Origin of the sequence: Occallatibacter sp., assembly GCF_036502485.1 — a bacterium.
Classification (GTDB): domain Bacteria; phylum Acidobacteriota; class Terriglobia; order Terriglobales; family Acidobacteriaceae; genus Telmatobacter.
Map to the genome: position 1 here is coordinate 1 of NZ_DASXYM010000103.1, position 17572 is coordinate 17572.

13 protein-coding genes are annotated in these 17572 nt (G+C 58.2%); 10 read left to right on the forward strand and 3 right to left on the reverse strand.

Annotation, left to right across the window (positions count from 1 at the left end):
• Positions 1-56 precede the first annotated feature (56 nt).
• Positions 57-698 carry a response regulator transcription factor gene (locus VGL22_RS14015; RefSeq protein ID WP_465267556.1) on the reverse strand — a complete coding sequence of 214 codons (642 nt, stop codon included), beginning with the start codon at positions 696-698 and terminating at the stop codon, positions 57-59.
• A 181-nt stretch (positions 699-879) separates the two neighbouring features.
• Here VGL22_RS14015 and VGL22_RS14020 point away from each other — a divergent pair, with 181 nt between their 5' ends.
• Positions 880-2625, forward strand: a complete 1746-nt coding sequence (locus tag VGL22_RS14020; protein ID WP_465267557.1) for a mechanosensitive ion channel family protein — start codon at positions 880-882, stop codon at positions 2623-2625.
• A gap of 60 nt (positions 2626-2685) precedes the next feature.
• On the opposite strand, the gene VGL22_RS14025 is transcribed toward VGL22_RS14020, so the two are convergent.
• Entirely contained in the window at positions 2686-4881 is a 2196-nt protein-coding gene (locus VGL22_RS14025; RefSeq protein WP_465267558.1) for a patatin-like phospholipase family protein, read from the reverse strand.
• A 382-nt stretch (positions 4882-5263) separates the two neighbouring features.
• On the opposite strand from VGL22_RS14025, the gene VGL22_RS14030 reads away from it, so the two are divergent.
• From VGL22_RS14030 to VGL22_RS14070, 9 genes are all read left to right on the forward strand, one after another.
• Positions 5264-6331 (forward strand): efflux RND transporter periplasmic adaptor subunit, encoded by a 1068-nt coding sequence (locus VGL22_RS14030; RefSeq protein ID WP_465267559.1) that lies wholly within the window; start codon positions 5264-5266, stop codon positions 6329-6331.
• Between the two features lie 3 nt (positions 6332-6334).
• Positions 6335-9493, forward strand: a complete 3159-nt coding sequence (locus VGL22_RS14035) for an efflux RND transporter permease subunit (protein ID WP_465267560.1) — start codon at positions 6335-6337, stop codon at positions 9491-9493.
• Between the two features lie 2 nt (positions 9494-9495).
• Positions 9496-10890, forward strand: coding sequence for an efflux transporter outer membrane subunit (locus VGL22_RS14040; RefSeq protein WP_465267561.1), 1395 nt, complete (start codon positions 9496-9498; stop codon positions 10888-10890).
• 190 nt (positions 10891-11080) lie between these two features.
• Positions 11081-11641 (forward strand): DUF4136 domain-containing protein, encoded by a 561-nt coding sequence (locus VGL22_RS14045; RefSeq protein WP_465267562.1) that lies wholly within the window; start codon positions 11081-11083, stop codon positions 11639-11641.
• A 355-nt stretch (positions 11642-11996) separates the two neighbouring features.
• Positions 11997-13010, forward strand: coding sequence for a sensor histidine kinase (locus tag VGL22_RS14050; RefSeq protein WP_465267563.1), 1014 nt, complete (start codon positions 11997-11999; stop codon positions 13008-13010).
• Positions 13011-13188: 178 nt separating this feature from the next.
• Positions 13189-13605: a response regulator gene (locus tag VGL22_RS14055; RefSeq protein ID WP_465267564.1), complete on the forward strand. Its 417-nt coding sequence runs from the start codon at positions 13189-13191 to the stop codon at positions 13603-13605.
• A gap of 149 nt (positions 13606-13754) precedes the next feature.
• Entirely contained in the window at positions 13755-14447 is a 693-nt protein-coding gene (locus VGL22_RS14060) for a class D sortase (protein WP_465267565.1), read from the forward strand.
• Between the two features lie 64 nt (positions 14448-14511).
• Positions 14512-15282: a hypothetical protein gene (locus VGL22_RS14065; protein WP_465267566.1), complete on the forward strand. Its 771-nt coding sequence runs from the start codon at positions 14512-14514 to the stop codon at positions 15280-15282.
• Between the two features lie 273 nt (positions 15283-15555).
• A complete protein-coding gene (locus VGL22_RS14070) occupies positions 15556-16458 on the forward strand; it encodes a BON domain-containing protein (RefSeq protein ID WP_465267567.1) in 903 nt (300 codons plus the stop codon).
• Positions 16459-16544: 86 nt separating this feature from the next.
• Here the strand turns inward: VGL22_RS14070 and VGL22_RS14075 are convergent, their stop codons facing one another.
• Positions 16545-17186 (reverse strand): response regulator transcription factor, encoded by a 642-nt coding sequence (locus VGL22_RS14075; protein WP_465267568.1) that lies wholly within the window; start codon positions 17184-17186, stop codon positions 16545-16547.
• Positions 17187-17572: the final 386 nt, after the last annotated feature.

Consider the following 17572-nt stretch of genomic DNA (forward strand, 5'->3'; position numbering starts at 1 on the left):
CCCTGAAAGTTATTGAAACGGCCGCTGCAAACTGATAATTACGGCCCGCAGAACCGTCACGCGCCGGCGATATGGTTTCGCACCGCGTACTTGATCAGATCCGCATTGCTCTTGGCTCCCAGGACTTCCATGATCCTGTACTTGTGAAACGCCACCGTCCTGGCGGACAGGTTGAGTCGTACGCCAATCTCCTTCATGCGCCGCCCCTGCACCAGCAGCTCCAGCACCTCGATTTGCCGCGGCGTGAGTCGCTGCTCTTCCTGAACAAATTTCTTGTTCTGCCACCGGAGGACCGCTACATCATCACGAGAAATGCCGGAGGAGAGATACGTTCGTCCGCGCAGCACATCTTTTAATGCATTCACCAGCTCAGTAGCATCGGATGTCTTTACTACATAACCGGAGATGCCCCGGTGGAATGCTTCGGCAGCAATCTCCGGGTCGGGATTCATTGTGACAATAATGACCTTCGTGGTGGGGGATACCTCCTTGACCCGCTGGCCGGCGTCAAGACCATTGAGAATCGGCATGGAAATGTCGGCAAGAACAATATCGGGCTTGAGTCGCGCGGCAGCGGTAACCAGCTCCTGACCATCTTCAACCATGGCGATGACATCGAACTCCGGCGACAGCACCTCCCTGAAAAGCTCTGCCACCATTTTGTGATCGTCGGCGATGATTACTCGAGGGTGTTGCATGCGCATCCTCCACAGGGGTCTCGCGTAAAAAGCATTCTGGCCCAGATGGCAAAAACAAGCCGTAAGGTCACTCACTCTACACGATCTCGACTCAGGATGCAGAACTCAGAAGGTTTCCTCGACTGGTAGAAATGCGAGTCCTCTCAGAACCTGGCCAGGGGTATACGCGCAGATAGGGCCCGTGGAACGCGCCGTTGCATTCCCGGTGGCTGTATCGAATTTTATGGAAAAACCCCATTCCCGATCCGCAAGGTTGTGGGTTCTTGGCGCCTTGATCGGCATCGCCGCCGGCGGTGCCGGGCCCGCTCCGGTGCGTTCCCAGGTCCCGCTTCTTTCCGGAAACACCCAGCCTCAGCCCAGTCCCGCCGTTGAGAAAGCCAGCGATCCCCTGGGGCGCTCCACGCCCCGAACTGCCGTATTTGGCTTCTTGGACGCAGCGCATAAAGGGAACTTCCAACTCGCCACCGAGTACCTGCAAACCCATCTGCGTGGCACAGATGCGGAGACCCTCGCACAGCAGTTTGCCCTCGTCCTCGATAAACGGCTTCCCGCCAGGCTAAACCAGCTCAGCGAAAGTCCTGAAGGGTCGCTGCTCGATCCGCTCAATCCCAACCGCGACGTGGTGGGAACCATCGCCACCGATAACGGCGACATCGAGATCGCCCTCACCAGGGTCGACGACCATAAGGCTGGAAAAATCTGGCTGTTCTCCGCCGACACCCTCACCTCCATTCCAGCAGCCTTCGAAGAGGTCAATGCAAACGAGCTCGGCAAACGTCTGCCGCACTTCCTGGTGGCCAACAGGATTGTCCAAATCCCGCTGTTTGAGTGGATCATCGTTCTTGCCGGGTTTCCGGTTCTCTATGGCTTGTCCTTTCTCTTGAATCGTGGCTACCGCCTCATCGTCCGTCTGGTGTGGCGACGTAAAGGGAGGCTCGACCAGCCCCCCAGTTCGGAAGTCCTCTCCCACCCCCTGCGCTTGATCCTCATCGGCATCGCCATGTTCAGCATGCGCACCGAGGCCGGTCTTTCCCTGCTGGCACGGCAATTCTGGACGGACATAGCCACAATCGTCCTTCTCGGCGCCTTCACTTGGCTTCTGATCCGACTCAATGCCCGCGCCGAGCGCTTGGTGCAGAGACAGCTTAGAAGACGCAAACTCGAAGGGACCACTTCGATCCTGAGACTTGGAAGGCGTGTCGCTGACCTCCTCATCATCTTCGCTGGCGTCCTCTCCATCCTGTTCCTCTTCGGAATCAACCCGACACCGGCCCTCGCCGGTCTCGGGGTCGGCGGCATAGCCGTGGCCCTGGCTGCCCAAAAGACACTCGAAAACGTCATAGGCGGCGCATCCATCATCCTCGACCAGGCGGTCAAGGTGGGCGATTCGCTCAAGTTCGGTACCGTGCAGGGAACCGTTGAAGAAATTGGTCTGCGGTCCACCGTCGTCCGCACACCCGACCGAACTCTGGTCAGCGTGCCCAACGGGCAGCTTGCCAATATGAACATTGAGGCCTTCTCCGCACGCGACAAGTTCTGGTTCCACCCGACACTGAACCTCGCTCACGGCACAACGGCACGGCAGATGGAACTCATCCTGAACCGGATTCAGGCATTTCTCAATGATCGGCAAGAAGTGGAGCGGGGTTCCTTCCGCGTTCGATTCACAGCCCTGGGCGCCTATTCTCTCGATGTTGAAGTCTTCGCTTACGTGAACGCGACAGGTTGGGAGGGCTTTCTGGTAATACAGCAGCAGTTGCTGCTCGGAGTCATGCATATCATCGAGGAGGCAGGCTCCCGCATTGCACTGCCATCGCAAGTCATCATTCAGGGCGGCGCTCTGGCGGCGGAAAGCACCGCCAACCCGCCCGCTCAAGTCCTCGAGCGGCCCGAGCCCCGCCCAAACCAAGTTGAAACTGTGGGCTGAACGATCGATCGAAACAGGCTGTCTCGCTGCTGCTCCCCACGGGAATTTTCAGCAAGGGCCTTAGAAAATCCTGCCGATCTGATAGAAGAACTTATGGTGGCCATCGGCCCCCAGCGCCGCTCCCATCTCCATGGGTCCGAACATCGTCTTGATGACCAGAGCTCCGCTGATATCCACCGGATAGGCCGGGTCCAGCTGGGGGTAGTTCACTCTTCCCCCTTCGGCAACTGCCAGTACTGCAACCCGATTCAGCAGCAGCGGCGGCAGGTGCGGAACCCTCTCGATATATCCCGCTTTGCCAAGCACGAATTCGTTGGTGACAAATTCATTGCTGCCATAAGCCGGCAGGTCGGGTAATCCGCCCAGTGAAAAGGGTGGGAGACCTGTATGTTCATATCCGAACGTCGTTCCTCCGCTCCCGGCAAAGAAAAGTGACGAATGTCTCGTGATAGGCTGGAACCTTTTCACCTGCGCCAGAGCCGCCGGAAATCCCTCCGTCGCGCCTGGCTTCGCGTCGTACCACTGCATTACGGCGTCCAGGTCCGTGCCGCGAGTGGGCACGATTGCGTCGTCGCGGCCCAACAGATGGTAAGAAAGAGAACTCGCTCCAATGCGGCCGCTCGGCTCGCCGTACGGCGTGGTCTTTGTGGTGGACACCAGCCACTGATGGGCAAACTCATAGCCTGCGCGTAATTGGGATTTCAAACCGAATGTGTGCCCGAAATCGAATGTCCCGCCAACCTGCCGGTTACGGTAGTCGGCGTAAAGATCCTTGTCATGATAAAAGCTGTCGTCCTCGTTCAACACAAACCCGGAGGGCTCCACAAACCATTGGTGGCTGCCTCCGAACGGCGCGTAGAACGCTGACCGGCCCAGAGTCTCAGTGCCAAGAAGTATGTCGTTCCGCCACTCCGACCCGAACAACAGCAAATCAAGATACGTGATGCGAGCGCCAATCCCAAATTCCGCGCGATGAGCCTCGGTCATAGAAAGCGCCAGGAGCGGACGGACCGTCGGCGGCGCGTAAGACTTCTCTTCCACGGTCACAAGTAGCCCGTTGCGGCCATTGCGTTCAATACCCTCATAGTTCACGCGGGAGTAGCGTCCCGACCCGAATATGGTCGTAAGCTTGTTGTTCAGCTCGGCTGGGTCTGCCAGCTCCCCCACATTCTTCGATAGGGTCTTCTCGGTGCTCTTGGTCAGGCGCGGGTTCGTCCCCGTCACCTCAACAAATTCGGGGGCGGAGACAGTGCGGCGACGCGAGGCCCGGTCGCTCTCGTATTGCTGCCAGGTTGCATCGTCCACCGCGAAGCGCTGCAGCAACTCTGCCTTGCTGGCCGCCGCCTCGTAGCCCAGTTTTATGATCTCGGCGCTCTTTGCATAGTCGGTTGAGTCAAACTCCTGCAGCGGCACTGTAAGCAGAATGTCCGCTTTCTGCATGCTGCGCAATTCGTTCGCCGCGATGACTACCGAGATGGAACGGCCCAGCACTCCCAGCGCCGCCAGGTTGTCCGTCACTTCCGTACTCTTGGTTTGTAAATGCACCGCGATGATGAGATCGGCGCCCATGTCTTTCGCCACGTCAACCGGCAGGTTGTTCAGCAAACCGCCGTCCACCATGATCGAGGATTTTGTCCGGACCGGCGAGAACACAGCCGGAAGTGACATCGTGGAACGCAACGCCATCGCCAGCGACCCCTGACGAAACACGTGTTGCTGTCCTGACACCAGATCGGTTGCAACGCAGGCAAAGGGAATCGGCAATTGGTTGAAGCTGGCGAGCTGCGAGTAGGGAAGGGCAACGCGGTCGAGAATCAGCCCCACGGTATAGCCGGAGTTCAGGCCCTCGGGAAACTTCAGGCCGCGCTTCAGACCGAACTCCAACTCGTTGGGGTAGTCACGCGCGTCCTCCTTGCGTCGGTACGCGAGCTGGCGGAACGGGATATCGTTGCGAAGCACACGGTTCCAATCCGTCTGGCTTATCAGTTGATCCATTTCGGAAGGCGAAGCGCCCGTGGCATACAGCCCGCCAATCAATCCGCCCATGCTGGTGCCGGCTACATAATGCACCGGCACGTGATGTTCCTCAAGCCACTTGATCACGCCAATATGCGCCAAGCCAAGTGACGAGCCGCCCTCCAGCACCAGCCCAATACGCGGCGCCGGCGCGGCCCCGTGTGCTTCTGAAAGACACGTCCATGCAATCGCCGCCGCCATGCCCGCGAAGGCAGCCCGAATCCGAAATCCGTTGCGCATGTCCAAACTGTCCGGCTGGCGCAACTCGGCTGCAACTGTGACAACTGACAGACGCCGGACGTCCGCGCTCGTCCTATTCGTTCGCTCCTCCCTAATCTAAGCACCGATAGACCGCTGTTTGCGAGCACGACCTGTCACTTCTCCTAGTTTCAGAACAACTGGTTCTACCTAACATGAGACGGGTACGCATGCTTAGCATCAGGCTCAACTTATTGCACGCCGCAGGAGTGTCTCTATGCAGAACGCGTCAGAACCCTCAAGCCGCGAGCTGGCGCGTCCAAAGGGAACCAGTCTGTCCAGAAAACACTGTTCATCCGCCCTCACACCGTACCTTGCCTGCTCTGCTCTTTTTGCCATTGCCATAGGTTGCGGAAAAAAAGAAGTGGCGCCTCCGCCGCCCGTGCCGGACGTGGAGGTCAGCCAGGTGGTCTCGCGTGACGTCCCCGTCTACCGCGAGTGGGTCGCGGTCCTGGATGGATATGTGAACGCCCAGGTCCAGCCGCAAGTCACCGGCTATCTGATGACGCAGAAATATAAGGATGGCACCTTCGTGCACCGTGGAGACTTGCTGTTCGAAATCGATCCGCGCCCCTTTGAAGCCATTCTGAAACAGACACAGGGCCAGTTGGCGCAGACCCAGGCGCAACTCTCCAAAACAGAATTGGATGTAGCGCGGGATACTCCTCTCGCCAAGCTCAGCGCCATCCCGCAGGCACAACTCGACAACGACATTCAGGCAAAAGCGGCGGCCAAAGCCGGAGTTGAAGCAGCCGAAGCCCAGGTCGACGAGGCCAAACTAAACCTCAACTTCACAAAGGTCTATTCGCTCGTCGATGGTATCGCCGGCATTGCCAAGGCCCAGATCGGCGATCTGGTGGGCCCCACCACGTTGCTCACCACCATCTCGCAAGTGAATCCGATCAAAGCTTACGTGTCGTTGAGCGAACAAGAGTATCTGCACGCGGCCAGCCGCATCAGTGCCGTCGCGCAAGGCAAGGCCGACGCTAGGGCAGGCGAAAAAAATCTCGAACTCATTCTTGCGGATGGATCGGTGTTCCCAACAAAAGGCTGGCTCGTGTTCGCAGATCGCCAGGTCGACACCAAGACTGGCACCATCCGCGTGGCCGGCGCGTTCGATAATCCGCAGTTGATCCTCAGGCCTGGCCAGTTCGGACGCATCCGCGCAAACACATCCATGGCCAAGGACGCCACACTCGTCCCCCAACGTGCCGTGATTGAAACCCAGGGAATGTATAGCGTTATGGTCGTGAGCCCGGATAACAAGGTCAGCATCCGCCCGGTGAAAACCGGAGAGCGCGTCGGGCAGATGTGGATCCTGACCGAAGGCGTAAAACCCGGGGAACGCGTGATCGTCGAGGGGCTCCAGAAGGCTCGCGAAGGCGCGACGGTCAATCCCAAGCCGGCCACGGTAACCGCGGAAGGAGAATAACCCATGGCGAAATTCTTTATCCGCCGGCCCATTGTTGCGATGGTCATCGCGATCCTGATGGTCATCATCGGAATCGTCGCCATGCTGCGCCTTCCCACCGCGCAGTTTCCTAACATCGCTCCCCCTGAAGTGCAGGTCAAAGCCACCTACCCCGGTGCCGATGCCCTCACCGTCGAGCAATCCGTTGCCACGCCTATCGAGCAGCAGATGAGCGGCGTCGACAACATGAATTACATGTATTCGAATAACGCGAATAACGGTCAGATGACTCTGACCGTGAACTTCGATATCGCCACCGATCCGAACACCGACCAGATCCTTGCGCAAATGCGCACCAATCAGGCCAACTCGCAGCTCCCTCCCGATGTCGTCAATTACGGCGTGACCGTGCAGAAGTCCACCGCCGCTCCCCTCATGCTGATTGACCTCTATTCGCCCAACGGGACTTACGACAACATCTTCCTCGCCAATTATTCCTATATCAATCTGAATGACCAGCTCACGCGCGTTCCTGGCATTGCCAGCGTTAGCGTCTTCGGAGCCGGACAATATGCGATGCGCTGCTGGGTCAGACCTGACCAGCTTGCCAAACTCGGAGTTACCGTTCCGCAGATATCCCAGGCCATACAGTCGCAAAACACCGTAAACCCCGCAGGTCAGATCGGCGGCGAACCGGTTCCCAAGGGCCAGAACTTTACCTATGCGGTTCGTTCCCAGGGCCGCCTTCCTTCGGCTGAAGAGTTTGGGCAGATCATCATCAGGGCAAATCCTGACGGCTCGATCCTGCGCCTCAAGGATGTGTCGCGCATCGAGCTCGGGGCACAGACCTACAACATGGTCGGCCGGCTCAACGGCAAACCCGCCGCGGTCGTCGCCATCTATCAGCTGCCTGGAACCAATGCAGTCAAAGCCGCTGCTGGCGTCCGGGCATTGATGAAAGAAGCCAAGCAGCGCTTTCCGCAGGACCTCGACTATGAGGTTGCGCTCGATACCACCGTCGCAGTTACTGAAGGTCTGAAAGAAATTCAGAAGACGCTGTTCGAGGCCATCGTACTCGTAATTCTTGTGGTCTACATCTTCCTCCAGGGCTGGCGTACCACTCTCATTCCCCTGCTTGCCGTTCCCGTGTCCCTGATCGCTACCTTCATGGTCTTCCCGATGCTCGGGTTTTCTGTGAACACGTTGTCGCTCTTCGGAATGGTGCTTGCCATCGGCATCGTCGTCGACGACGCGATCGTCGTCGTTGAAGCCGTCGAGCACCACATCGAGCACGGTCTCACTCCCACAGAGGCCGCCTATAAAGCAATGGAAGAGGTCTCCGGACCAGTCGTGGCCATTGCGCTCATCCTGTCGGCCGTGTTCGTGCCTACCGCATTTATCCCCGGAATCACAGGACGCCTCTATCAGCAGTTTGCCATTACCATTGCGATCTCGGTCATCTTCTCAGCCTTCAACGCACTCTCTCTCAGCCCGGCCCTCGCGGCACTCCTGCTGCGCCCCAAAAAACCATCCCGTGGACCGCTGGGGGCTTTCTTCCGCTGGTTTAATCGCATGTTCGGCCGTGCCACCGATGGATACGTCACTGTCTGCGCAGCCTTGATCCGCAAGGCGGCGCTCAGTATGTTGCTGCTCGCCGCTACCGCTGTCGGCGCATGGTGGTTCGGCTCGCACCTGCCCAGCAGCTTCCTGCCCGACGAAGACCAGGGGTACCTGTTTGCCGGTCTGCAACTGCCCGATGCCGCCTCCCTACAGAGAAACGACGCCGCCTCCCAAAAGATTGAATCGATGCTCCTGCAGACACCCGGCGTACGGTCAGTCACCGCCGTGCTCGGCTTCAGCATGCTCTCCGGAGCACAGAACACTTACAGCTCGTTCTACTGGATCACTCTCAAAGACTGGGCGGAGAGAAAAACTCCTGAGGAACAATACGACGCCATCAAAAAACACTTCGCCAGAGAATTGGCCAAAGTCACTGAGGGCGTCGCCATTACATTTCCACCCCCGGCGATCCCCGGCGTGGGCACGGCAGGCGGGTTCACCTTCATGCTTGAGGACCGCGCCGGAAAGGACCCCGCGTTCCTGGCGGAAAACCTGAAAAAATTCATCGCTGAGGCCCGCAAGCGGCCTGAGCTGGCCGGCATCAGTACCACTGCTTTACCCTCGGTCCCCCAGGTGTATGTCGATGTTGATCGGTCCCGCGCCCTCGCCCAGGGTGTGCAACTCTCTGATGTCTACAAGACGATGCAGACCTTCATGGGAGGGCTGTTCGTCAATTACTTCAACCGGTTCGGAAGGCAATGGCAGGTCTATGTTCAGGCCGAAGGTGATTATCGAACCCAGGCCGAGAACATCGGCCAGTTCTATGTCACCAACGACGCCGGCCAACCGGTTCCCATGAGCGCCCTCACCTCCATCAAGCCGGCCGCCGGACCCGAATTCACCCTCCGCTACAACTTGTTCCGATGCGCGCAGATCAACGGCAGCGCCGCCCCGGGCTATAGCTCGTCGCAGGCCTTGAAAGCCCTCGAAGAAACATTTGCCGCCTCCATGCCCGCAGAGATGGGCTTTGACTACACCGGAATGTCCTACCAGGAGAAGAAGGCCGCCGAAGGCGTCTCCCCTATGGTCATCTTCGGCATGTCCCTCCTCTTCGTCTTCCTTATCCTGGCTGCCCAATATGAAAGTTGGTCTCTTCCGTTCAGCGTGCTGCTGGGAACCCCGATCGCCGTTTCCGGCGCCTTTGGCTTCCTCTGGATGCGCCACTATGACAACAACGTGTACGCGCAGATCGGCCTCGTCATGCTCATCGGCCTCGCAGCGAAGAACGCCATCCTGATCGTAGAGTTCGCCAAGATGGAGTACGACAGCGGCAAGTCTGCAGAAGAAGCAGCTCTTTCCGGTGCCAAACTGCGTCTCAGACCCATCCTGATGACCGCATTCGCCTTCATCCTCGGATGTGTGCCGCTCTGGGCCGCTTCCGGCGCAGGCGCAATCTCTAGGCGCGTCATGGGTACGGCAGTCATCGGCGGCATGCTCGCCGCTTCCATCATCGCCATCTTCCTCATCCCCGTGTGTTTCGACCTCGTGGAGCGGATCTCGCATGCCAAGCCCAAGGCCAAACCGGCGCTGGAAGCCGTAACGGTTCCTCACGAAGGAGACTGAGAATGGAGCGAAGAGTCTGGCACGTAATTCTCGCCCTCGTGTTTCTCAGCGGGTGCAAGGTGGGACCAAACTACGCGCGTCCTGCAATTTCAACTCCCGACGCGTATCGTCAGCTCGCGCCTGACCAGCAGGCCCAGCCCGGCAACTCGCTCGGCGACGAACGCTGGTGGGAGGTCTTCCAGGATCAGGAACTGCAGGCCCTCATCCATGAAGCCGTCAAGCAGAATTACGATGTTCGCGTTGCGGCTGAGCGGGTCCTCCAGGCCCAGGCTATCCTGGGAATCACCCGCGCCGATCAGTTCCCGTTTATTGCCGCCGGAGCCAGCGCCGCCAACGTGCGCATTCCAACCTCCAGGATTGGTGCGCCCGTCTATAGCAGCCCCATGCAGGTTGGCCTCTCACTTACATGGCAGCTTGATTTTTGGGGCCAATATCGTCGTGCAACAGAGGCAGCGCGCGCTTCGCTGCTCTCCACCGAGTGGGGGCAGAAGGCGGTCATCAGCTCGGTCGTTGCAGACGTCGCATCTGCTTACTTCCAATTGCTCGAGCTCGACCTCGAAATGGATATCTCCGCGCGCACGTTACAGTCACGCAAAGACTCCCTCAGGCTCGTACAGATACGGCAAACGGGCGGGACCGGCTCGCTGCTCGATGTGCGTCAATCAGAAGAGCTGATGTACACGGCAGCCGCGGCCATACCGGACCTCGAGCGCCGCATCGCCCAGCAGGAGAACGTCATCAGCGTGCTGCTGGGCCGCAACCCGGGAGCCGTTCCCCGCGCTAAAAAGCTGAACGACACAGCAATCGCTCCGAGCGTTCCCGCTGGAGTCCCTTCTTCACTTCTCGAGAGGCGCCCTGACATCCAGTCCGCCGAGCAACAACTGGTAGCAGCCAACGCCAGAATCGGCGTCGCCAAAGCCGCGTTCTTCCCGCAAATCGCTCTCACCGGCAATGCGGGGTTCCAGAGCTCCGCACTGACAAGTCTGTTTAGCGGTCCGGCAGGCCTGTGGAGTATCGGAGCAGGCCTGGCCCAGCCAATCTTCACCGGCGGAAAGCTTCGGTCAAACCTGCATCTGACTGAGTCCCAGAAGCAGGAGGCTGTCCTCCGATATCAGCAATCCATCCAGCAGGCATTTCGGGATGTGTCCGACTCCCTTATCACCTACCGCAAGAACCAGGACTTCCGTGAGCAGCAGGCTTTGCTTACCACCGCTGCCGTCGATGCAACTCGGCTTGCCAATGCGCGATATACCGGGGGAGTAGCGAGCTACTTGGAGGTGCTGGATACAGATACCCTCGCCTACGATGCCGAAATTGAACTCGCCAAAGCGCAGCTTGATGAGCGACTGGCGCTGGTGCAGCTCTACCACGCCTTGGGCGGTGGATGGCAGTCTTAGCAGCGCATTGCTTACAGAAGCGGTCTCCAGATCTCTAAACCGCTCATGCCGCACAACTGCTCTGTAAGGACTAACAGTTTCAGCAGCCATCACTATTTCCTAGGCTGTAGTCACACAGATCGCGTCGAGGATTAGACATTGTCCGTGTAAATCGGCGCCTCAATCAGATTGTCAGACAAGGGAGCTTGACATGAAGACTTTGCTGCGGTGGTCGGTATGGATCGTAGTGCTTAGTGCCAGCACACTGCTGGCTCAAGACGTGCGCTATAACTTCGATAAAAGCACGGACTTCTCCAAGTATAAAACTTACAAATTTGTGCAAATGAAAGATGCGGCCCAGGTCAATGACATCGTGGATAAGCAGATCAAGGATGCGGTCGATGTACAGCTCGGTCAGAAAGGACTCACCAAGACCGACGGCGACACCGCGGATCTGTACGTTGGCTACCAGGCCGGTATCGGACAGGAAAAGCAGTTCACGTCCTACGACAGCGGCTGGGGTTACGGCCCGGGCTGGGGTCGAGGTGGCTGGTATGGCGGCGGCGGCGGTATGACGACAGGCCAGACATCCACCATCTACATTGGACAAATCGCCGTTGACATGTATGACTCGGCGCAGAAAGATCTGGTGTGGAGAGGAACCGTCAGCAAAACCATCGACCCCAAAGCCAAGCCCGAAAAGCAGCAAAAGAATCTCACCAAGGCGATGACAAAGATGTTCAAGAACTATCCTCCCGCGAAGAAGTCCTGAACTCGGCAGATAGGCCACTGGGCCAGAACCAAACCGGAACCCGGGCCAGAACCATGGGACCAATGAATCACAGCAAGCGCCACGCAGGGGCAGCCCGCGTGCTCTGTGCTGTTCAGTTTATCGGCAGCTAACGGCGTAGAGGGAGAGCCACCCAGGGTGGCTCTCCTGCGCGCCCATTCTCAGATCGAAAGCTGCATGCAGGCGATCTTCCGCTCTGTCATCACTGACAGTGTCACAGAAGTCTCGCATGAGGTTACGATGAGCGCGCTCCTCGAGTGAATAGAAGCGGATGTGTCATCTTATGCTCAGCGATCGACCCTACGACGCGACGAGAAGCGGCATCGAAGGCCTCCGCATGGGCGCGGCCGGCTTGGCCAAAAGCGTGCCTGCACTTCTTTGGACGTCTCGAGACGACAAACAGCTTACAGAATTAAGCGAAGAATGGGAGCGGTTCACAGGTGTTTCGCGAGAAGACAACTTGGGAACCCAATGGATGCAGCGAATCCACCCAAAAGATCTGGCTGTTTGGGAGCGCAGTTTCTCCGAGGCCTATGAATCCAGGCGAACCCTGTCCGTGAGAATCCGGCTCGAACGGCATGACAGTCAATATCGCTGGATGCTGGTGCGAGCGACTCCCCTCACTTCAGAAGATGGAGACCTTACAGGATTCGCAGGCTGTTGTATCGACATCACTGAAGAGAAGGATCTCGCAGAGGCCGCGGCAGACCTGAGTGGCCGGCTTATTCAGGCACAGGAAGGCGAGCGCTCTCGTATCGCCCGCGAACTCCATGACGACATCAACCAGCGCATGGCATTGCTTAGCAACGGCATTCAGGAACTTGACCTGCCGCAGGTCCGGCTCACGCTCCCGCAGCGCCGCCATCAGATACAGGCTCTGAAGAAGCTCGCACTCGAAATCGGCGCCGACCTGCAGTTTCTCTCCCGTCAGCTTCATCCGTCCAAGCTTCAATACCTCGGCCTGTCCTCCGCGATTCGAAGCCTTTGCCGCGAAGTCTCCGTCCGCCATAAGCTCGACGTCCGGTGCGTGGTTCGGGATGTTCCCGACAAACTTCCTGAAGCGGTCTCGCTCAATCTATTTCGAACCGCGCAGGAATCCCTTCAAAACATCGTCAAGCATAGTCGCGCACAACATGTGTCCGTGGAATTGACGGGCGCGGCAAATTCAATCTTTCTTCACGTTTCGGACGACGGCGTAGGTTTCGAACTCAACCACGAGAATCGCTCCAAGGGGCTCGGCCTCGTCAGCATGCGGGAACGGCTGCACTCCATCGGCGGAACATTTTCCGTGAACTCCGGCCGCATGGCCGGAACCCACATTCAAGGGACGGTGCCGCTGATTCAAGGATGAATCAGACAGAGAAACAGGTATCGTGCCGGAGCCTGACTGCAGAAGCAATGTAACTCAGTCATTTGTACCAGTACACAAAGCCAACCACGTTATTAGAATCTCAGCATCAACCGTTAAGGTCACCTGAAGCAGTCTTGGATTCCGCGCCATTCGCCCAATCCAACCGAGAGAGGACGTCGTGAGAAAGAAACCTAGCATTCTCCTCGCGGACGACAATACGGCAATCCTGGATGTAGTGAGCCGCTTGCTCAGGAGCCATCAGTGCAATGTCATTGCCAGGGTGAACGACGGTGCAATCGTCGTAAAGGAATGCCTCCGACTCAGGCCTGAAGTCATCGTGCTCGACATCTCCATGGACACCCTGAATGGAATCGACCTGGCGCGCGAACTGGTTCTGTGCGGCTGCTCCTCCAAGATCATCTTCCTGAGTGTCCATGAAGACTCGGATTTCGTGAATGCCGCCATGGGAGCGGGCGGCTCCGCTTACGTCGTAAAGTCCCGCGTAGCTACTGACCTCTGCGCGGCGATCGACGCCGTGCTTATCGATAAGCGGTACTTGTCTCCCACCATGCTCTACCATGCCGGAACGTCGTGAAAAAGTGCCGTACCCAGGTCGTTGCTGTCATTACTGACAGTACACCCGGCAGTTAGGCAAAGTTAACGTGTTCCTCGACTGGAAAAAGCGCAGGGGATGTTTGCTCCCGGTTACACTGCGCGTCTGCGTCCCGCCAGGAGTCTCTTAACGTGCGATGGCTCTCCCATATCGACCGGACACTGCTCGCGATCGGCCTCGTCCTCATCGCAATCTACGCCGCTGCCATGGCGCACCGGAAGATTATGTCGGTCGCCGCCATGGAACAATTCCGATCGGGTCAGACATCTCTGCAAGCTGCTCCGGACGCAGGCTCCCCTTCAGCTTCTTCGCCCGACTTCGCCCTCTGGTCCCCTGCCAGAGTCCTCCACTTCAAAGAGGCTCTCGCTAAACATTCCATGCCGGCCATCGGAATCCTTCGCATCCCCTCTGCCCATCTCGAAGCGCCCATCCTTGAAGGAACCGATGAGGTTGCCCTCAACGAAGGCGTAGGGCACATAGCGGGTACCGACAGTGTAGGCGGTATTGGAAACACCGGCATTGCCGGACATCGAGATGGATTCTTCAGAGGTCTCAAAGATGTTCAGGTGGGCGACGCGATCCAGATCGAAACCAGGCAAGGACCTCTCACCTACACCGTGGATCGGATTCTCATCGTCGATCCGCACGACGTAACGGTCTTGAAAGCCCAGGGCCACGCTTCTTTGACACTGGTGACCTGCTATCCGTTCTACACACTCGGGAGCGCTCCCCGGCGGTACATCGTGCAGGCATCACGCTCAAAGCCTGGCGACAGCAGCAGGGCTGAAACAACCACAGGGGAGTCTGATGGAAAACAGCTCTAAACAATTTACCCGGCGGAAAACGCCACAAGGCGTTCTCAGAACGCTCATCAGGAGGAAGAAAACAATGACCAGTAATAACAACACAAGAACCTTGCTGTCAGTGCTGGCGGTATCGATGGCGTTCGTGGCATTTGCCGCCAGGTCGAATTCACAGGTGCAGACCGACACCTCAACCGCGGCACACGCACCAGCGATCACAACCACCGTGGCTCGTGGCGAGGTCGTCTACGTCCACGGCAACGAGATTGTCGTGAAGATGGAAGACGGAACTCTCCGCGATATCCAGAATGTGTCAGAGTCAGCAAAGGTCACCGTCAACGGACAGCAGATGGGCATTCACGACCTGAAGCCCGGTATGAAGCTGGAGAAGACGATTACCACCACCACCACTCCCAAACTGATCACTACCGTCCAGACGGTCACCGGAAAGGTCTGGCACGTCAACGCTCCTTCCACGGTGATTCTGACCCTCGAAGACGGCTCCAATCAGTCGTTCAAAATTCCCAAAGGCCAGGAGTTCATGGTCAATGGGCAGAAGACCGACGTGTTCGGATTGCGCAAAGGTATGAAAGTTTCGGCAACCAAGGTCGTGGAAACTCCCATCACGGAAGTTTCTCAAAAGACCCTGCTCGCGGGAACCATGCCCCCGCCGCCTCCGCCGGACCAGCCGATCCTCATCGCCATTGCTGTCCCTGTGCCGATGCCGGCAGCACCAGCCGCCGAGCCGGAGAAGGAGCTTCCCAAAACTGCAAGCCTCCTTCCCCTGATCGGCCTCCTCGGACTTCTCTGCCTGATTGGATCCTTCGGGCTGAAGGCAATCAAAACAAGGGCTTGAAACTCGGAATCGCACCACTGGCTTATCCACGCAACAATAGTTCCACTGTTGCGTGAATAAGCCGGTCGCGCCCTGTCGGATTTCTTCCCGGCTGCACACTTACCGTCAGCTCCCGACCGCTGACGCTTTTATCAGTACCGCCCGTTACACGAGCCTTCGTAGCATCGGCTCCGGGTGTAGCCCAGACGCGACCGAACGCGGAACTCCCGGCCGGCGGCGCTCTGCGTACTTCGCAGCTCAGGTGCTGGACACCACCGCAGAGAAGGAGAATTTATGCGCAGGAGTATGTATCGCTGTTTGCTCGCCGCTCTGCTCATCGGCCCGGTGTTATGCACCTCGGGTTGCAAGAGCAAGCCAAATGACGATCAGATCGCTCAGGATATTCACGACAAGGTGGCCGCAGACCAAAACGCCAGCGACTCCCAGATAGACGTCACTTCCACCGAAGGGAAAGTTTCCATCGTCGGCAAGGCGCGCACCGCGCAGGCACGTAGCCGCGTTGAGGAAATCGCCAAAGCTGAGCCCGGCGTTGTCTCCGTCGACGACCAGTTGCAGGTTGATCCCGGTACCCAGCCTGCACCCGTCCATACCCACACACCGGCTGCTGCCCCGCCGCAACGGGCGCAAGCGCCTCCTCCGCCACCGCCTCCTCCTCCCAAGCCCGTGGTGGTCCCCGCCGGCACTGTGCTGACCGTGAGACTGGGGGAGACCATCGAGTCCAAGACCGCTACGCCCGGCACCGTATTCCACGCCACCATGGCCAATCCCCTGACTATTGACGGCGTCATGCTCGTCCCGAACGCATCTGAAGTTTCCGGCGTGGTAAAAGATGCGAAAAAGGCCGGCAAATTCAAGGGTGCCGCCGTGCTGACTCTGTCCCTGACATCGTTGACGGTCAAAGGTCACGAATACCACATCGTCGCTGAAGACATCTCCCAGACCACAACCGGCAAGGGCAAGCGAACCGCTGGAGTCATCGCCGGCGGCACAGGCGTCGGAGCTGCCATCGGCGGACTCGCCGGAGGCGGTAAAGGCGCGGGCATCGGTGCTCTCGTAGGCGCGGCGGCCGGCACCGTCGGCGCCGCCACCACTGGCAACAGCAGAGACATCTCCTACCCGGTGGAATCCGCACTCAGCTTCAGGCTTGCTGAACCGCTGACCCTGAAACCGCAATAGCCATCGCCGCGACCCGAACGGCCTGAGCCCCAAAAAGCAAGCCCGCAGATTGCGTCTGCGGGCTTTTGCTTTTAACCGCCTGGGACTCAAGCGCTGAGGATGTGGTTCTTCAACGCATATTGAACGATCCCCGCATCCCGTCCCAGGTTAAGCGCTTCCATGATCCGGTATTTGTGAAACGCCACCGTGCGGGTCGTGAGGTTCAGAATGTCGGCCACCTGCTTCATCGGCCTGCCCTCAGCCAGTAGCTGAAGCACCTCCCGCTGGCGTTCCGTCAATAGCTCAGTCCCCGGTGCCATCGCGGGCTCTTGCTGCACTGAAGCAATCGCCTCCCTGATGATCGCGGGTGAAACGAAACACTCGCCCTGCATCGCGGAGTTAAGCGCCGTGATAATCTCCGTCGCCGCGCAACTCTTCAGCAAATATCCCGCCGCCCCGCGCCGTAGTGCCTCCGCTGCAAGATCCGGGTCTGGATCCATCGTTACGTACAGCAGCTTTGTCGTCGGAACCGCCTTGCAGATTTGCTGCCCGGCATCCAACCCGTTCAGCATCGGCATGTGGATGTCGACGACGATCACATCGGGCTTCAACTCAATAGCTTTGCGGACAAGCATTCTGCCGTCCCCAACTATCGCTACGACATTGAATTCACGCTCTAGAAGCTTCTTGCAGGCCTGTGCCACAAGAATGTGATCGTCTGCGATGATTACAGTAACACGTGCGCTCATACGTTCCTCCCGAAATTGGCTAGACCGCGGGCAATCAATTCCCAAGGGCGTTTCTAGTCAATCTCTATAAGCAGTGACACATCACGTCACTGGCAAAATGAACAGTCGGATACGCGGGGAAATCTGCTCCTGCAAGGGCAGACAAGCTAAGCATCTGGGGCTCTTGCCACTCCACGCGTCCGGCGACTTTCACCTCATTCCATCAAGGATGATCCTCGCCCTGCCTCTCAGATAGACCTCGTTTTGCGGCTATATGGCCCTTGTTCTTCTCTGTGTCGGACCATCCTACACCTGCATGCCGCACAAAAACACCTGAAAAGATTAACTCGCTCAATAAAGTTTGTTGAACAGAGTGAGTGACTTTGACCTGCGGCCAACATCGTCGG